Here is a 13,740-nt window from a genome sequence, read left to right on the forward strand (position 1 = left end):
CTGTTCGATCGGGCATACTCACAGCTCACAGCGGCTGGCCGGCTGTCTCCGAGACCCGGAGGCGCATGCCTCGGCCAGGCGCCGGAACGATCCGGCGGAGCCGCCCCCGACCCGAGGCGCAGAGCCGCCGACGTGCCCGAACAGGGAGGAGAGCGTCGCCATGTCCGACCACGCCCCGCAGCCGGTGGACCGGCAACTGCCCACGGACGAGGCACGGGACCTGATCTCGCTCGTCCGCGACATCGCGCAGCGCGAGATCGCCCCGAAGGCGGCGAAGGAGGAGGACGGGGCCCGCTTCCCGCACGAGGTCTTCACCCTGCTCTCCGAGTCCGGACTGCTCGGCCTGCCCTACGACTCCGCGCACGGCGGCGGGGAGCAGCCGTACGAGGTCTACCTTCAGGTCCTCGAGGAGCTTGCCGCGGCCCGGCTGACCGTCGGCCTCGGGGTCAGCGTGCACACCCTCGCCTGCTACGCACTCGCCACCCACGGCACCAAGGAGCAGCAGGCCGAGCACCTGCCGGCGATGCTCGGCGGCGGCCTGCTCGGCGCCTACTGCCTCTCCGAGCCCGCCTCCGGGTCGGACGCGGCCTCCCTGCGCACCAGAGCGGTGCGCGAGAGCGGGGGAGACTGGGTGCTCACCGGAACCAAGGCGTGGATCACGCACGGCGGCATCGCGGACTTCTACACCGTCATGGCCCGCACCGGTGAGGACGGCCCCCGCGGGATCACCGCGTTCCTGGTGCCCGGCGACGCCGAGGGGCTGAGCGCCGCCGTGCCGGAGAAGAAGATGGGCATGAAGGGCTCACCCACCGCGCAGGTCCACTTCGACGGCGTACGGGTCCCCGACCGCCGGCGGATCGGTGAGGAGGGCCGGGGTTTCGCGATCGCCCTGTCGGCGCTGGACGGTGGCCGGCTCGGCATCGCCGCCTGCGCGATCGGCCTGGCACAGGCGGCGCTCGACGAGGCGCTCGGTTACGCGTCCGGGCGACGGCAGTTCGGGCGGCCGATCGCCGACTTCCAGGGGCTGCGGTTCATGCTCGCGGACATGGCCACGCAGATCGAGGCCGGGCGCGCGCTGTACCTCGCGGCGGCCCGACTGCGGGACGCCGGGCGGCCGTTCGCCAAGCAGGCGGCCATGGCGAAGCTGCACTGCACCGACACCGCGATGCGGGTCACCACCGACGCCGTCCAGATCCTCGGCGGCTACGGCTACACCGCGGACTTCCCGGCCGAACGCTACATGCGGGAGGCCAAGGTCCTGCAGATCGTCGAGGGGACGAACCAGATCCAGCGCATGGTCATCGCCCGCCATCTCGCGGGGCCGCAGACGAGCTGAACCGGTCGGGCCCTCGCCGGGGCGCCGCGAGCCGGGGCCGCTTTGGATCGTGCCGCCCGGGCAGGGCGCGGACCTTGTCGGCCCGGGCCCGCATCGGTTCCCGGGGGATCAGCGGGTCCGGAAGCCGGGGCGGCGCCGGTGGCGTGGCGGTACGGACAACGCCGCGACCGCGGTGCGCGCCGTGGCCTGCGGTACGGCCCGTGGTGCGGGTGGTGGGACGAGGGCAAGGCGCTGACGCCCGGTCGTCGCGCGCGTGGGGGGCGTCATACCCGGGCGACGTGGGAGCGGCCGGGCGGGCCGCCGACCGCCCGAACAGTGCGTGCGTCCGCGGACGCGCTGCCGGCCGGTCCGGCTTTTGGCGCCGGACGGGGCGGGCGGCTCAGGCCGCGTGGCGCTGTATGACGGGGACCCGCATCGGGCGCGAAGCCGGGCCCCCGACGTGCGAGAACGGCTGGGTGCGCCAGTCGAGCCCCTGGGGGAGCGTCAGCAGGAGCGCCGTGTCCTGCTCCTGGGGTGTGGCGGACTCGTCCGCCGGCCGCGCGTCGTCGGCGCTGCGGCCCGTGCCGGCGCAGACCGTCAGCCCGAACGGGTTCCACGGCGTGGCGCACAGCGCGTGCTCCGGCAGGACCTCCTCGTCCGCCAGCAGGGCAATGGGCTGAGCGCAGTCCGGGCACACGACCCGGTACATCTCGAAGGTGTCGTACGCGTCGAGTTCGTCGTCGAGCGCGTCGGGGTCGACGTACTCCGGGACGAGTTCGACGACCGGCTGCTGCCGCTTGGACGTGCTGCGACCGGGACGCTTAAGGCTCTGCATGGGTTCTCCCCCTCGGGCTGGGTCGTGAAGGCACTGCGACCTCGACCACAGCAAGCACTTCCCGTCCCCCGTCAGGGGTAATCACGAGGGCATCACGGAGACCGTTCGAAGGCTGTGGTGTTCGTCACATGCCGACCGCAGGCGCCCCCTGCGACGGCTTTGCCCCCCGCCCGGCCCGGGACGGGCACCCGGACCGTCACGAACCGGCCATGACCTGGACAGCTCGGGTATCCGACGAGATCAACGGCACTGTAGGTTCTTGCGCCATGGAGGAGCTGGACCGACAGATCGTGCAGCTGCTCGTCAAGGACGGGCGGATGAGCTACACAGACCTGGGCAAGGCCACGGGCCTGTCCACGTCGGCCGTGCATCAGCGGGTGCGCAGACTGGAACAGCGTGGCGTCATCCGCGGCTACGCCGCGGTCGTCGACCCCGATGCCGTCGGTCTGCCCATGACCGCCTTCATCTCGGTCAAACCGTTCGATCCCAGCGCCCCCGACGACATCGCGGACCGGCTCGCCGGCGTGCCCGAGATCGAGGCCTGCCACAGCGTCGCGGGCGACGAGAACTACATCCTCAAGGTGCGTGTGGCCACCCCGCACCAACTGGAGGAACTGCTGGCGCGCGTGCGCTCGCTCGCGGGCGTCTCCACCCGGACGACCGTGGTCCTGTCCACACCGTACGAGGCCCGCCCGCCGCGTGTCTGAAACCGTCGCGCGCGCGGGCGTACGCGGCGCGCCCAGGGTGTGAACAGCGGCCCTGGGCGCGGGCCGGGGCCACCGAGGGGCGAGACTGTGGGGCATGAGTGAACGCACCGCCCCGCCGTCCGCGGGCCCGCAGCCCACGGACCCGCCGCGCACCGTCCTGCTCCGCCGCGGAGAGGTCCACAGCCCCGCCGATCCCTTCGCCACCGCGATGGTCGTCGAGGGCGGCCAGGTGGCCTGGGTCGGTTCCGAGGGTGCCGCCGACTCCTTCGCGGACGGGGTGGACGAGGTGATCGACCTCGACGGGGCGCTGGTCACCCCGGCGTTCACCGACGCCCACGTGCACACCACGGCCACCGGACTGGCCCTCACCGGTCTCGACCTGTCCGAGGCGCCCTCACTGGAGGCCGCGCTGGCCCGGGTACGGGAGTTCGCCGCCGCCCGCCCGGCCGACAGGGTCCTGCTCGGGCACGGCTGGGACACCGCCCGCTGGCCCGACGGCCGTCCACCGTCCCGTGCCGAACTCGACGCGGCCACCGGCGGGCGCCCTCTCTACCTCAGCCGGATCGACGTCCACTCCGCGGTCGTCAGCACCGCGCTGCTCGCCCTCGTCGATCGCGGGCAGGCCGCAGGGGGCGGGCCGGACGGGCCGCTCACCGGTGACGCCCATCACGCCGTACGCGCCGCCGCCCTGGATGCCGTCACGCCCGCCCAGCGCACCGAGGCCCAGCGCGCCGCGCTGGCGCGTGCCGCCTCGCTCGGCATCGGCACCGTCCACGAGTGCGGCGGCCCGGAGATCTCCTCCGAGCACGACTTCACCGGCCTGCTGCGGCTCGCCGCCGAGAGCCCCGGCCCGCGCGTCGTCGGCTACTGGGCCGAGCGGAACGTCGCCAAGGCGCGCGAACTGGGCGCGGCCGGCGCCGCGGGCGACCTGTTCGCCGACGGTGCCCTCGGCTCGCACACCGCCTGCCTGCACGCCCCGTACGCCGATGCCGGCCACACCGGCACCGGCCAGTTGGACGCCGCCGCGATCGCCGCTCATGTCGTCGACTGCACCGAGGCGGGTCTTCAGGCGGGCTTCCACGCCATCGGCGACGCCGCCGTCGCCGCGGTGACCGAGGGCGTGCGCGCCGCCGCGGAGAAGGTCGGCCTCGACCGCGTCCGGGCCGCCCGGCACCGTGTCGAGCACGCCGAGATGCTCGTCCCCCGGACCGTCACCGCCTTCGCCGAACTGGGCCTGACCGCCTCCGTCCAGCCCGCCTTCGACGCCCTGTGGGGCGGCGAGGACGGCATGTACGCCCGGCGCCTGGGCGCGGCGCGGGCCCGCACCCTGAACCCCTTCGCGGCCCTGCTGCGTGCCGGTGTCCCGCTCGCCTTCGGGTCCGACAGCCCGGTCACCCCCCTCGATCCGTGGGGCACCGTCCGCGCCGCCGCCTTCCACCGCACGCCGGAGCACCGCATCTCGGTGCGGGCCGCGTTCACCGCACACACGCGCGGCGGCTGGCGGGCGGTCGGACGCGACGACGCGGGCGTCCTGGTGCCGGGCGCGCCCGCCGACTACGCGGTCTGGCACACCGGCGCTCTCGTGGTGCAGGCGCCCGACGACCGGGTGGCGCGCTGGTCCACCGACCCCCGCTCCGGCACCCCCGGCCTGCCGGACCTGACCCCGGGCGGTGACCTGCCCGTCTGCCGGCGCACGGTGGTCGGCGGACGCACGGTCTTCGTACGGCCGGGCGAGTGATCTACGCGGGCCGCCCGGCGACGAGCCCGCGGCGCGCCCGCGTCGCGCGACCTGCACATCCTCCCGCCGACCAGGTATGAAAATCGCATTGCGTAGATCGAGCGGATGTTGACAGGCGGCGGGGGGCCGGTAGGTTCGGCCGGGTCCACCACCGGACGCCCGACCGGGGACTTCCGCCCACTCGTGGCAGCGCCGCTGGGTCAGGGACGGTGTGCCGTACGGCCCATCGCCACTGGGAGCCAGGCTCAGCGACGGCGCGGCACCGAGGGAACGTTCCGGCAGGTCGACCGGAGGGTGTGACCCGGGTGGGGCCCGGTCGCTCAGTAGACAACGGCTTCAGGTCGACCCGCAGCCAGCGGGTCCCAGGTCGGCCCGAAGGGTGCCGGGCCCCCATCCGATGCGCACAGAACGGTGCACTGTCGTCCGATCGTCCGGCAACAACAGCACCGTACGAACGCCCTTTTACACATCGCCGGCGGCCGTGACCACTATGGTGGGACCCTGCACAGGAGATGAAGGGGCTGCAGTGAACGACGGCGACGGGACCCGCGCGGCGGAGACCCAGGGGAGGACCTTCGGCCCGCTCGGCAAAACCCTGGTGATCATCCCGACCTACAACGAGGCGGAGAACATCAAGGCGATCGTCGGCCGGGTGCGCAAGGCCGTCCCCGAGGCGGACGTCCTCGTGGCCGACGACAACAGCCCCGACGGCACCGGCACGCTCGCCGACGACCTGGCCGCCGGGGACGACCAGGTCCAGGTGCTGCACCGCAAGGGGAAGGAAGGCCTGGGCGCCGCTTACCTCGCGGGCTTCCGCTGGGGTGCGAAGCGCGGCTACGGCGTACTCGTCGAGATGGACGCCGACGGCTCCCACCAGCCCGAGGAACTGCCCCGTCTGCTCACCGCTCTCAAGGGCGCCGACCTGGTGCTCGGTTCGCGCTGGGTGCCCGGCGGCCGGGTGGTCAACTGGCCGAAGTCCCGTGAGTACATCTCGCGCGGCGGCAGCCTCTACTCGCGCATGGCGCTCGATCTGCCGCTGCGCGACATCACCGGCGGCTTCCGCGCGTTCCGCCGCGAGGCCCTGGAGGGCCTCGGGCTGGACGAGGTGGCTTCCCAGGGCTACTGCTTCCAGGTCGACCTCGCCCGTCGTGCGATCAAGGCCGGCTACCACGTCGTCGAGGTGCCCATCACCTTCGTCGAGCGGGAACACGGCGATTCGAAGATGAGCCGCGACATCCTCGTCGAGGCGCTGTGGCGGGTCACGGCGTGGGGCGTGGGGGAGCGGGTGGGCAAGGTCCTCGGACGCGAGGACGACAAGCGGGCCGGGCAGCCGAAGCGGGACGGGCGGGCCGGGCAGGCCGCCGGGCCGACGGCGACGGATGCGGATGTGGAGCGGTCCGGACACACGGAACAGGTCACGCCGTAGGCCGGCCTGCCGCTCGGACCGCCCCGGTGCCGGGCGTTCCCGGTGGCCCGCTGTCGCGGGAGGCACCGCTTATCCCGAACTGAGCCGGTGTTCGGCACACTGGGACCATGACGACTGGTGCTCAGACCCCGAACCCCGTCCGGCCCCGGCGCTCCCGGCTGCGCACTTTCCTGCCGCTCGGCGTCGCCGCGTGGCTGGTGCTGGAGGTCTGGCTGCTCACGGTCGTCGCCGGGGCGTCCAACGGGCTGGTGGTCCTCCTGGTGCTGCTGGCCGGTCTCCTTCTCGGGTCGGTGGTCATCAAGCGCGCCGGCCGGCGCGCCTTCAAGAACCTCACCGAGACGCTGCAGCAACAGCAGAACGGCATGCCGGCCGAGCCCCGGCCGAACAGCGAGGGCAACGGCCTGATGATGCTGGGCGGACTGCTGCTGATCATTCCCGGCCTGGTCTCCGACGCCGTCGGTCTGCTCCTGCTGGTGCCCCCGGCCCAGAAGGCCGTGAGCCGCCATGCCGAGCGCACCCTCGAGCGCAAGCTCCGCGAGGCCACCCGGGGCCCCCTGGGGGGCGCCTTCCAGCAGGCGCGTATGCACCGGACCGACGGAAAGGTCGTCCAGGGCGAGGTGATCCGGAACGAGCCCGGGGCCGCACCGGGCGGCTTCCCGCAGGAGCCCCGCCCGCCGCTCTCCCGCTGACGCCGAGAACGGGGGCGGCGCCACGGACGCCGACAGGCGGCCGAACGCACACAGGACCGGGGGCGTCGTACCAGTTGGTACGACGCCCCCGGTCCTGTGTGCCGCTGTGCTCAGTTCTCCCGTCGGTCCTTCGCCGGGATCAAGCCGACTTTCGGCTGTCCCGGGGATGAACCGCAATGTTCATCGCACCGGAGCGCAGAACGGCGAGACGCTCCTCGAGGACCTCTTCGAGTTCCTCTCGGGTACGTCGCTCCATCAGCATGTCCCAATGCGTACGCGCGGGCTTGGCCTTCTTCTCCTCAGGGCCGTTGCCGTCGACCAGGAGTGCCTGGGCACCGCAGACCTTGCACTCCCACTCCGGCGGGATCTCCGCCTCGACCGAGAAGGGCATCTCAAAGCGGTGCCCCTTCTCGCATGCGTACTCCACGGCCTGGCGCGGGGCCAGGTCGATGCCGCGGTCCGTCTCGTAGCTGGTCACCACGAGGCGCGTGCCGCGAAGAGCTCGCTCACTCATGAATCGTGCCTCCCGGGCTTGTCGCCCACAGGACAGGTGTCGCTGTCGTCGTCATCCGGTCAACGTCCGGTCGGCGGTAAAGATTCCCGTTCCGGGCCATGTGTCGCCGTCGTAGCCGCAGCCTTGTCAACCAGTGCAGTACCCACCGGCGCCCGGTTTGTCACATCTGATGAAAGACATGACACAGCGTTTCGGCATCTTTGACGCGCAGTAACGGTACACCTGGCAGGCCAAACGCGTACACTACAGCCCTTTCGCGCCGAGTGCTAAATCCTCTCCGGAACGGGGTTCCCCGCGTGGGCGATCGCCCGGCGCACCGGCACCCGCGCGAGCAGCGCGAAACCGAGGACGAAGAAGGCCACCAGCGAGAGGATCGCGTCCCGGTAGCTGCCCGTCAGCTGGTAGGTCAGCCCGAACAGCAGCGGCCCGAGCCAGCTCGTCCCGCGGTCGCTCAGCTCGTACGCCGAGAAGTACTCGGCCTCCTTGCCGGGCGGTACGAGGTGCGAGAACAGCGACCGGGACAGCGCCTGGCTGCCGCCGAGAACCAGGCCGATCCCCGCCGCCAGGACGAAGAACCACACCGGCTCCCCGGCGGGCAGGAAATAGCCGGCGGCCAGTGTCACCGTCCAGGCGGCCAGCGAGCCGAGGATCGTGCGCTTCGCCCCGTGGATCCGGGCCAGCCGGCCCAGCGCCAGCGCGCCCACCACCGCCAGCACCTGGACCAGCAGCACGGCCACGATGAGGGTGGACTGCCCGAGCCCCAGCTCCTTCGAGCCGTAGACCGAGGCCTGCGAGATCACCGTCTGGATGCCGTCGTTGTAGACCAGGTACGCCAGGAGGAAGGCGAGGGTCAGAGGGTGGCGGCGCATGTCGCGGAGGGTCGCCGCGAGCTGCCGGAAACCGGACGGGGCGCCCGCCTCCCGCGCGGGAGCGCGGCGGTCGCGCAGCCGCCGCAGCGGCACCAGGGTGAAGGCACCCCACCACAGGCCCGCCGACGCCAGGCAGACACGGACCGCCATGCCCTCGGAAAGCCCGAAACGGTCATGGGCGGTGTAGAGGACCAGGTTGGCGACGAGCACCAGGGCGCCCGCCGCGTAGCCGAAGGCCCAGCCCCGCGAGGAGACCGCGTCCCGCTCCTGGGGGGTCGCGATCTGCGGCAGGTAGGAGTTGTAGAGCATCATCGCCACGGACTGCGCCGCGTTCGCCACGATCAGCAGCGCACCGCCCAGCAGGTACCGCTCGCCGTCGAGGAGGAACATGCACGCCGTCGCGGCGGCTCCGGTGTAGGCGGCGGCCGCGAGCAGCGGCTTCTTGCGGCCGGTGCGGTCCGCGGCGGCGCCCACCAGAGGCATCGCGAGCACCGCCGTGACCACCGACAGGGAGACCGCGTACGCGAAGAAGGACCCCGCGCGCACCGGGACGCCGAACGGATGCACGAACCCGTCCGCGTCCGCGGCGGCCTCGGCGACCGAGGTCAGGTAGGGACCGAGGAACACGGTGAGCACGCTCGTGGAGTACACGGAACACGCCCAGTCGTAGACGTACCAGCCGCGCTGCTCGTACCGCCGGCCGGCCGCCTCGTTCGCCGCCGGTGACCGCACGGTGTCGTTGCCCACCCGAGCCCTCGCCTCCCCGTGAACGCGCTCGGCGGCCGGGCGGGGTCTCAGACCCAGATGCCGCGGTCCTCCATGACCTCGCGCAGTGTGCCGATGTGATCGGTCATGATGCCATCCACCCCCAGGTCCAGGAGCCGGTGCATCCGCTCGGGCTCGTTGACCGTCCACACGTGCACCTGAAGCCCCCGCGCATGGGCGGTGCGCACGAAGCGACGGTCCACCACCGGGACGCCGGACCGGGCGTGGGGCACCTGGGCGGCGACGGCCGACCGGCGCACCGCCACCGGCACACCCCACGAGCGCAGCCGGAGGTTCAGCACCCCCCGCGTGCCGTACGACGTCGCGAGCCGGGGACCGGCCAGCCGCTGGGCGCGCACCACGCGTGCCTCCGAGAACGAGCCCAGGCAGACCCGGTCCCAGGCGTCCGTCCGCTCGATCAGATCCAGAAAGGGCAGGAGGGCCGGCTCTGCCTTGACGTCGACGTTCCACCGCACCTCGGGGAAGTCGCCGAGCAGCTCCTCGAACAGGGGCACCGGCTCCCGGCCCGCCACCCGAGCCTGCTCCACGTCCCGCCACGGCAGGTCGGCGATCAGGCCGGCTCCGTCCGTCACCCGGTCCAGGGTCGTGTCGTGGAACGCGACGAGCCGGCCGTCGCGGGTGACGTGGACATCGGTCTCGATGTAGCGATAGCCCGCCTCGACGGCGCACCGGAACTGGCGCGCGGTGTTCTCCAGGCCGTCCGCCGCCCCGCCCCGGTGGGCGAAGGCGATCGGGCCGGGGTGGTCGAGGTACGGGTGGCGTATCGGCGAAGTCACGGACGCAGTATCGCTCCACGCGGTTGACCTGTGGCAACGACCGTGCTGCCGCCGGATGCCGGGGGGACGGCGAACACCCGTAGGAACAGCTGGGCGAGCGGGCCGATCAGCACCGCGTACAGCAGGGTCGCCACGCCCACGGTGCCGCCGAGGGCGAAACCCGTGACGACCACCGTGACCTCGATCACCGTACGCACCAGCCGGATCGACACCCCCGTACGCCGGTTCAGCCCCGTCATCAGCCCGTCGCGCGGGCCGGGACCGAAGCGTGCCGCGATGTACAGCCCCGTCGCCGCGCCGTTCAGCACGATGCCGGCCGCCGTCATCGCCACCCGGAGGCCCGTGCCGTGCGCCTCGGGCACCACGGTCAGGGCCGCGTCCATGGCCGCCCCGATCACCAGGACGTTGGAGACGGTTCCCAGCCCCGGGCGCTGGCGCAGCGGGATCCAGAGCAGCAGCACCGCCGCGCCCAGGACGGTCAGCACCACGCCCATCGACAGGCCCGTGCGCTCGGACAGACCCTGGTGCAGCACGTTCCACGGCTCCAGACCGAGCCCGGACCTGACCAGCAGTGCCGAGCTCGCACCGTACAGCGCCAGGCCGGCGTAGAGCTGGAGCAGCCGCCGTGCGAGGTGCCCGTGCCGGGGCGGGTGGCTGGACAAGATGTCCCCCTGTGGTGGAAGTGGACCGACGCATGACACCCTGTGGCGTGGATGGAGATCTCATCCATGGCCAATTCGGGGAAGGTGGACTGATCGTGATGGCGCAGTGGACCTCGGCGGTGGGTGCGGCGCAGCTCGCCCGGCTGCTCAACTCCCAGCAGGACCGCCCTGCCGGCCCCGGGACCCGCCGCCCGCCCGCCTACCGGGCCCTCGCCGACGGCATCCGGCTCCTGGTGCTCGAAGGACGCGTCCCCGTGGCCGCCCGGCTGCCCGCCGAGCGGGAACTCGCCCTGTCCCTGTCCGTCAGCCGCACCACCGTCGCCGCCGCCTACGAGGCGCTGCGCGGTGAGGGCTTCCTGGAGTCGCGGCGCGGTGCCGGCAGCTGGACCGCCGTCCCGGCCGGAAACCCGGTCCCCGCGCGGGGACTGGAACCGCTGCCCCCCGAGGCGCTCGGCTCGATGATCGACCTCGGCTGCGCCGCGCTGCCCGCGCCCGAGCCCTGGCTCACCCGCGCCGTGCAGGGCGCTCTGGAGGAACTGCCGCCCTACGCGCACACCCACGGCGACTACCCGGCCGGACTGCCCGCGCTGCGCGCGACGATCGCCGACCGGTACACCGCGCGGGGCATCCCGACCATGCCCGAGCAGATCATGGTGACGACCGGGGCGATGGGCGCCATCGACGCCATCTGCCACCTCTTCGGCGGCCGCGGCGAGCGCATCGCCGTCGAATCGCCGTCCTACGCCAACATCCTCCAGCTGATGCGCGAGGCCGGGGCCCGGCTGGTCCCCGTGGCCATGGCGGAAGGGCTGGCCGGCTGGGACGTGGACCACTGGCGCCGGGTGCTGCGGGAGGCGGCACCGCGCATCGCGTACGTCGTCGCCGACTTCCACAACCCGACCGGCGCGCTCGCCGACGAGGACCAGCGCCGCCGGCTCGTGGACGCGGCGCGGTCGGCGGGGACGGTGCTGGTCGCCGACGAGACGATGAGCGAGCTCTGGCTCGACCCGGACGTGGAGATGCCACGCCCCGTGTGCGCCTTCGACCCGGCCGGGTCCACGGTGATCACGGTCGGCTCGGCGAGCAAGGCCTTCTGGGCCGGCCTGCGCATCGGCTGGGTGCGCGCGGCCCCCGACGTGGTCCGCAGCCTCGTCGCCGCGCGCGCCTACGCCGATCTGGGCACGCCCGTCCTGGAGCAACTGGCGGTGAACTGGCTGTTCGGCACGGACGGCTGGGAGCGGGCCGTGGAGATCCGGCGCGCACAGGCCCGGGAGAACCGGGACGCGCTGGTCGGCGCGGTGCGCCGGGAACTGCCCGACTGGCAGTTCGAGGTCCCGCGCGGCGGGCTCACCCTGTGGGTGCGCACCGGAGGGCTCTCGGGGTCGCGGATCGCCGAGGCGGGGGAGCGGGTCGGCGTACGAGCGCCCTCGGGACCCCGCTTCGGGGTCGACGGTGCGTTCGAGGGATATGTGCGGCTGCCGTTCACCGTGGGCGGCGCGGTGGCCGAGGAAGCGGCGCTGCGGCTGGCCGCGGCGGCACGGATGGTCGAGAACGGCGGGACGTCGGGGGTGGAGGCGCCGCGCACCTTCGTGGCGTAGGGCCCGTCCGACGGATCATGCCGGACGGGCGGCGAGGTGTGCCGACACGGTCGGCGCGCGGCGGACGGTCAGGAGGAGGCCTCGGTGGCGGCCGCCTCCGCGGGAACCGCCTCCAGAGGGGTCTTGTCCGCGTCCGCCGTACGCGTGCCCGTGGCGGTCTTGTCCGTGGTGGTCAGGTCCAGGGGGTTCTTGTCCATGGAGTGCTTGTCCACGGGCGTCGTGTCCGCCGTGTCCCCGCGTACGGGGCCGGGTTCCGGTGCCGTGTGCTCCCGCACCGCCCGTGCGTGGTCCCGGGCGGAGCGGGCCGGGAGCAGGTCCAGTACCGCCTGCCGCTGGTCGTCGCCGGTCGCGTCGTCGTACGGGTTCGGTGCGGCCGGGACCTGGAGGCGGTGCACCGGGCCGGTACCCAGTCGGGCGTAGCCGCGGCCCGCGGGGACGTGATCGAGGGGGGTGGTGTGCGGGGGCGTCCCCAGGACGGCCGTCACCTGTTCCGGAGTCGCGGGGCCGAGGACGACACGCGCACGGGTGTGCTGCCGTACCGCGGCGCTGAGAGTCTCCAGACTGTCGAGCTGATCGGCGACGACGACCGTGACGTTCGCCGGGCGGCCGTGCCGCAGCGGGACCTGGAGCAGCGACTGGGGGTTCTCCCGCCCGTCGGCGACGGCGAGGTGCGTGAACGAGGTGGGGCGGTCCAGCAGGATCCACAGGGGCCGCTTGGTGTCCTCGGGCGGCGGATCGCCCGCCTGATGAGCACGGTTGGCCGCGACCAGGCGGCGCTCCGTCTCGTGCGCGGCCCACCGGAGACTCTCCAGCGCGCCCGCCAGGCCGCACTCGACGGCGAGCACGCCGTCCCGGCCGGTCAGGCACGCGTACTCACCGGTGCCGCCGCCGTCGACGATCACCACGTCGCCGTGGCGCAGCGCCTGGAGGGCGACCGAGCGCAGCAGGGTGGTGGTGCCGCTGCCGGGCTGCCCGGCCGCCAGCAGGTGGGGTTCGGTGGAGCGGATGCCGGTGCGCCAGACGACCGGGGGGACGTCGCGCCGCTCCTCGCCACGGGTGAGCGGCAGGGTCCGGCGCACGTGCAGGGGGTCGGTGAAACCGAGGACCGTCTCACCGGGAGACGTGACGAAACGCTGGACGGTGATGTCGGCGGGCAGGGGGGCGAGAACCCGGACCGTGAGTTCATTGCCCTCCTCGTCCCAGGCGAAGTGGTATTCGCGGCCACGCCCCGACTTGGCGGCGAGCAGATGCTCGATCCGTGCGCGGGACTCCGCCTCGCCGTCGGTGTAGTAGGCGGGGTAGGCGATCACCAGGTGCGCGATGCGACCGGTGCCGTCGAACTCGTACGCCGGGAAGGCTTTCTCCCACGTGCCGCCGTGGGTGTACAGGGGGTTGGGGTCGCCCGCCGAGGAGAAGTACGGCACCAGGGCGTCGTAGAGCGCCTTGAGGCGCTGGGCCTGCGACTCGTCGGGGCCGTCCGGTGCGGCCGGGGCACGGTCCCGGCCCTGCCAGGCCGCCGCCGCCATCAGGGTGATGGCGGCGAGCAGCGGACCGTACGGGAGCAGTGCGACGGCCAGGATCACCGACGCCAGCAGGAAGAGCAGCGCACCGTGCCGGTCCTTGGGAGTGGCGAGCCACCTGCGCCGCCCGGCCGAGGCCAGCCGGCGCAGTCCGCGCGCGATCGTGATCAGCGGGTGGAGGACGTCGGTGGCGCCGTCGGCCGCCGTCCGGGCCAGCTCCCGGCTCCGGGCGAGGTGGGCGCCGCGGTTGCTCAGGACGCGGGGAAGGGGACGCCGGGCCACTGCTGCCTCCAGGGCGTGGGTGA

12 protein-coding genes are annotated in these 13,740 nt (G+C 73.3%); 6 read left to right on the forward strand and 6 right to left on the reverse strand.

What is annotated here, in order from left to right:
- The first annotated feature begins 160 nt into the window (after window positions 1-160).
- A complete protein-coding gene (locus tag ORI94_RS21405; RefSeq protein ID WP_266078118.1) occupies window positions 161-1,336 on the forward strand; it encodes an acyl-CoA dehydrogenase family protein in 1,176 nt (391 codons plus the stop codon).
- Window positions 1,337-1,715: 379 nt separating this feature from the next.
- Here ORI94_RS21405 and ORI94_RS21410 read toward each other — a convergent pair whose 3' ends face one another.
- Window positions 1,716-2,150 (reverse strand): hypothetical protein, encoded by a 435-nt coding sequence (locus ORI94_RS21410; RefSeq protein WP_266078120.1) that lies wholly within the window; start codon window positions 2,148-2,150, stop codon window positions 1,716-1,718.
- Between the two features lie 266 nt (window positions 2,151-2,416).
- On the opposite strand from ORI94_RS21410, the gene ORI94_RS21415 reads away from it, so the two are divergent.
- The 4 genes from ORI94_RS21415 (at window position 2,417) to fxsA (ending at window position 6,710) form a co-directional block, all read left to right on the forward strand.
- Window positions 2,417-2,857 (forward strand): Lrp/AsnC family transcriptional regulator, encoded by a 441-nt coding sequence (locus tag ORI94_RS21415; protein WP_042173992.1) that lies wholly within the window; start codon window positions 2,417-2,419, stop codon window positions 2,855-2,857.
- A 94-nt stretch (window positions 2,858-2,951) separates the two neighbouring features.
- On the forward strand, window positions 2,952-4,595 hold the full coding sequence (locus ORI94_RS21420) for an amidohydrolase (protein ID WP_266078122.1): 1,644 nt from the start codon (window positions 2,952-2,954) through the stop codon (window positions 4,593-4,595).
- A gap of 526 nt (window positions 4,596-5,121) precedes the next feature.
- Complete coding sequence (locus tag ORI94_RS21425) at window positions 5,122-6,021, forward strand: polyprenol monophosphomannose synthase (protein ID WP_266078124.1); 900 nt, start codon at window positions 5,122-5,124, stop codon at window positions 6,019-6,021.
- 107 nt (window positions 6,022-6,128) lie between these two features.
- Window positions 6,129-6,710 carry an FxsA family membrane protein gene (gene fxsA, locus ORI94_RS21430; protein ID WP_266078126.1) on the forward strand — a complete coding sequence of 194 codons (582 nt, stop codon included), beginning with the start codon at window positions 6,129-6,131 and terminating at the stop codon, window positions 6,708-6,710.
- Between the two features lie 139 nt (window positions 6,711-6,849).
- Here the strand turns inward: fxsA and ORI94_RS21435 are convergent, their stop codons facing one another.
- From ORI94_RS21435 to ORI94_RS21450, 4 genes are all read right to left on the reverse strand, one after another.
- Complete coding sequence (locus ORI94_RS21435; RefSeq protein WP_042173984.1) at window positions 6,850-7,224, reverse strand: RNA polymerase-binding protein RbpA; 375 nt, start codon at window positions 7,222-7,224, stop codon at window positions 6,850-6,852.
- 266 nt (window positions 7,225-7,490) lie between these two features.
- The gene (locus tag ORI94_RS21440) at window positions 7,491-8,840 is read right to left on the reverse strand and encodes an MFS transporter (RefSeq protein ID WP_266078129.1); all 1,350 of its coding nucleotides are present in this window, start codon (window positions 8,838-8,840) and stop codon (window positions 7,491-7,493) included.
- A 47-nt stretch (window positions 8,841-8,887) separates the two neighbouring features.
- The gene (locus tag ORI94_RS21445) at window positions 8,888-9,655 is read right to left on the reverse strand and encodes a glycerophosphodiester phosphodiesterase (protein WP_266078131.1); all 768 of its coding nucleotides are present in this window, start codon (window positions 9,653-9,655) and stop codon (window positions 8,888-8,890) included.
- On the reverse strand, window positions 9,652-10,317 hold the full coding sequence (locus ORI94_RS21450) for a YczE/YyaS/YitT family protein (RefSeq protein ID WP_266078133.1): 666 nt from the start codon (window positions 10,315-10,317) through the stop codon (window positions 9,652-9,654). The genes ORI94_RS21445 and ORI94_RS21450 overlap by 4 nt, the downstream gene beginning before the upstream one ends.
- A 98-nt stretch (window positions 10,318-10,415) precedes the next feature.
- Between ORI94_RS21450 and ORI94_RS21455 the strand changes: the two genes are divergently transcribed.
- Complete coding sequence (locus ORI94_RS21455) at window positions 10,416-11,915, forward strand: PLP-dependent aminotransferase family protein (protein WP_266078135.1); 1,500 nt, start codon at window positions 10,416-10,418, stop codon at window positions 11,913-11,915.
- 68 nt (window positions 11,916-11,983) lie between these two features.
- Here the strand turns inward: ORI94_RS21455 and ORI94_RS21460 are convergent, their stop codons facing one another.
- Window positions 11,984-13,717 carry an ATP-binding protein gene (locus ORI94_RS21460; RefSeq protein WP_266078137.1) on the reverse strand — a complete coding sequence of 578 codons (1,734 nt, stop codon included), beginning with the start codon at window positions 13,715-13,717 and terminating at the stop codon, window positions 11,984-11,986.
- Window positions 13,718-13,740 lie beyond the last annotated feature (23 nt).

It is taken from the genome of Streptomyces sp. NEAU-W12 (assembly GCF_026242095.1).
Taxonomy (GTDB): domain Bacteria; phylum Actinomycetota; class Actinomycetes; order Streptomycetales; family Streptomycetaceae; genus Streptomyces.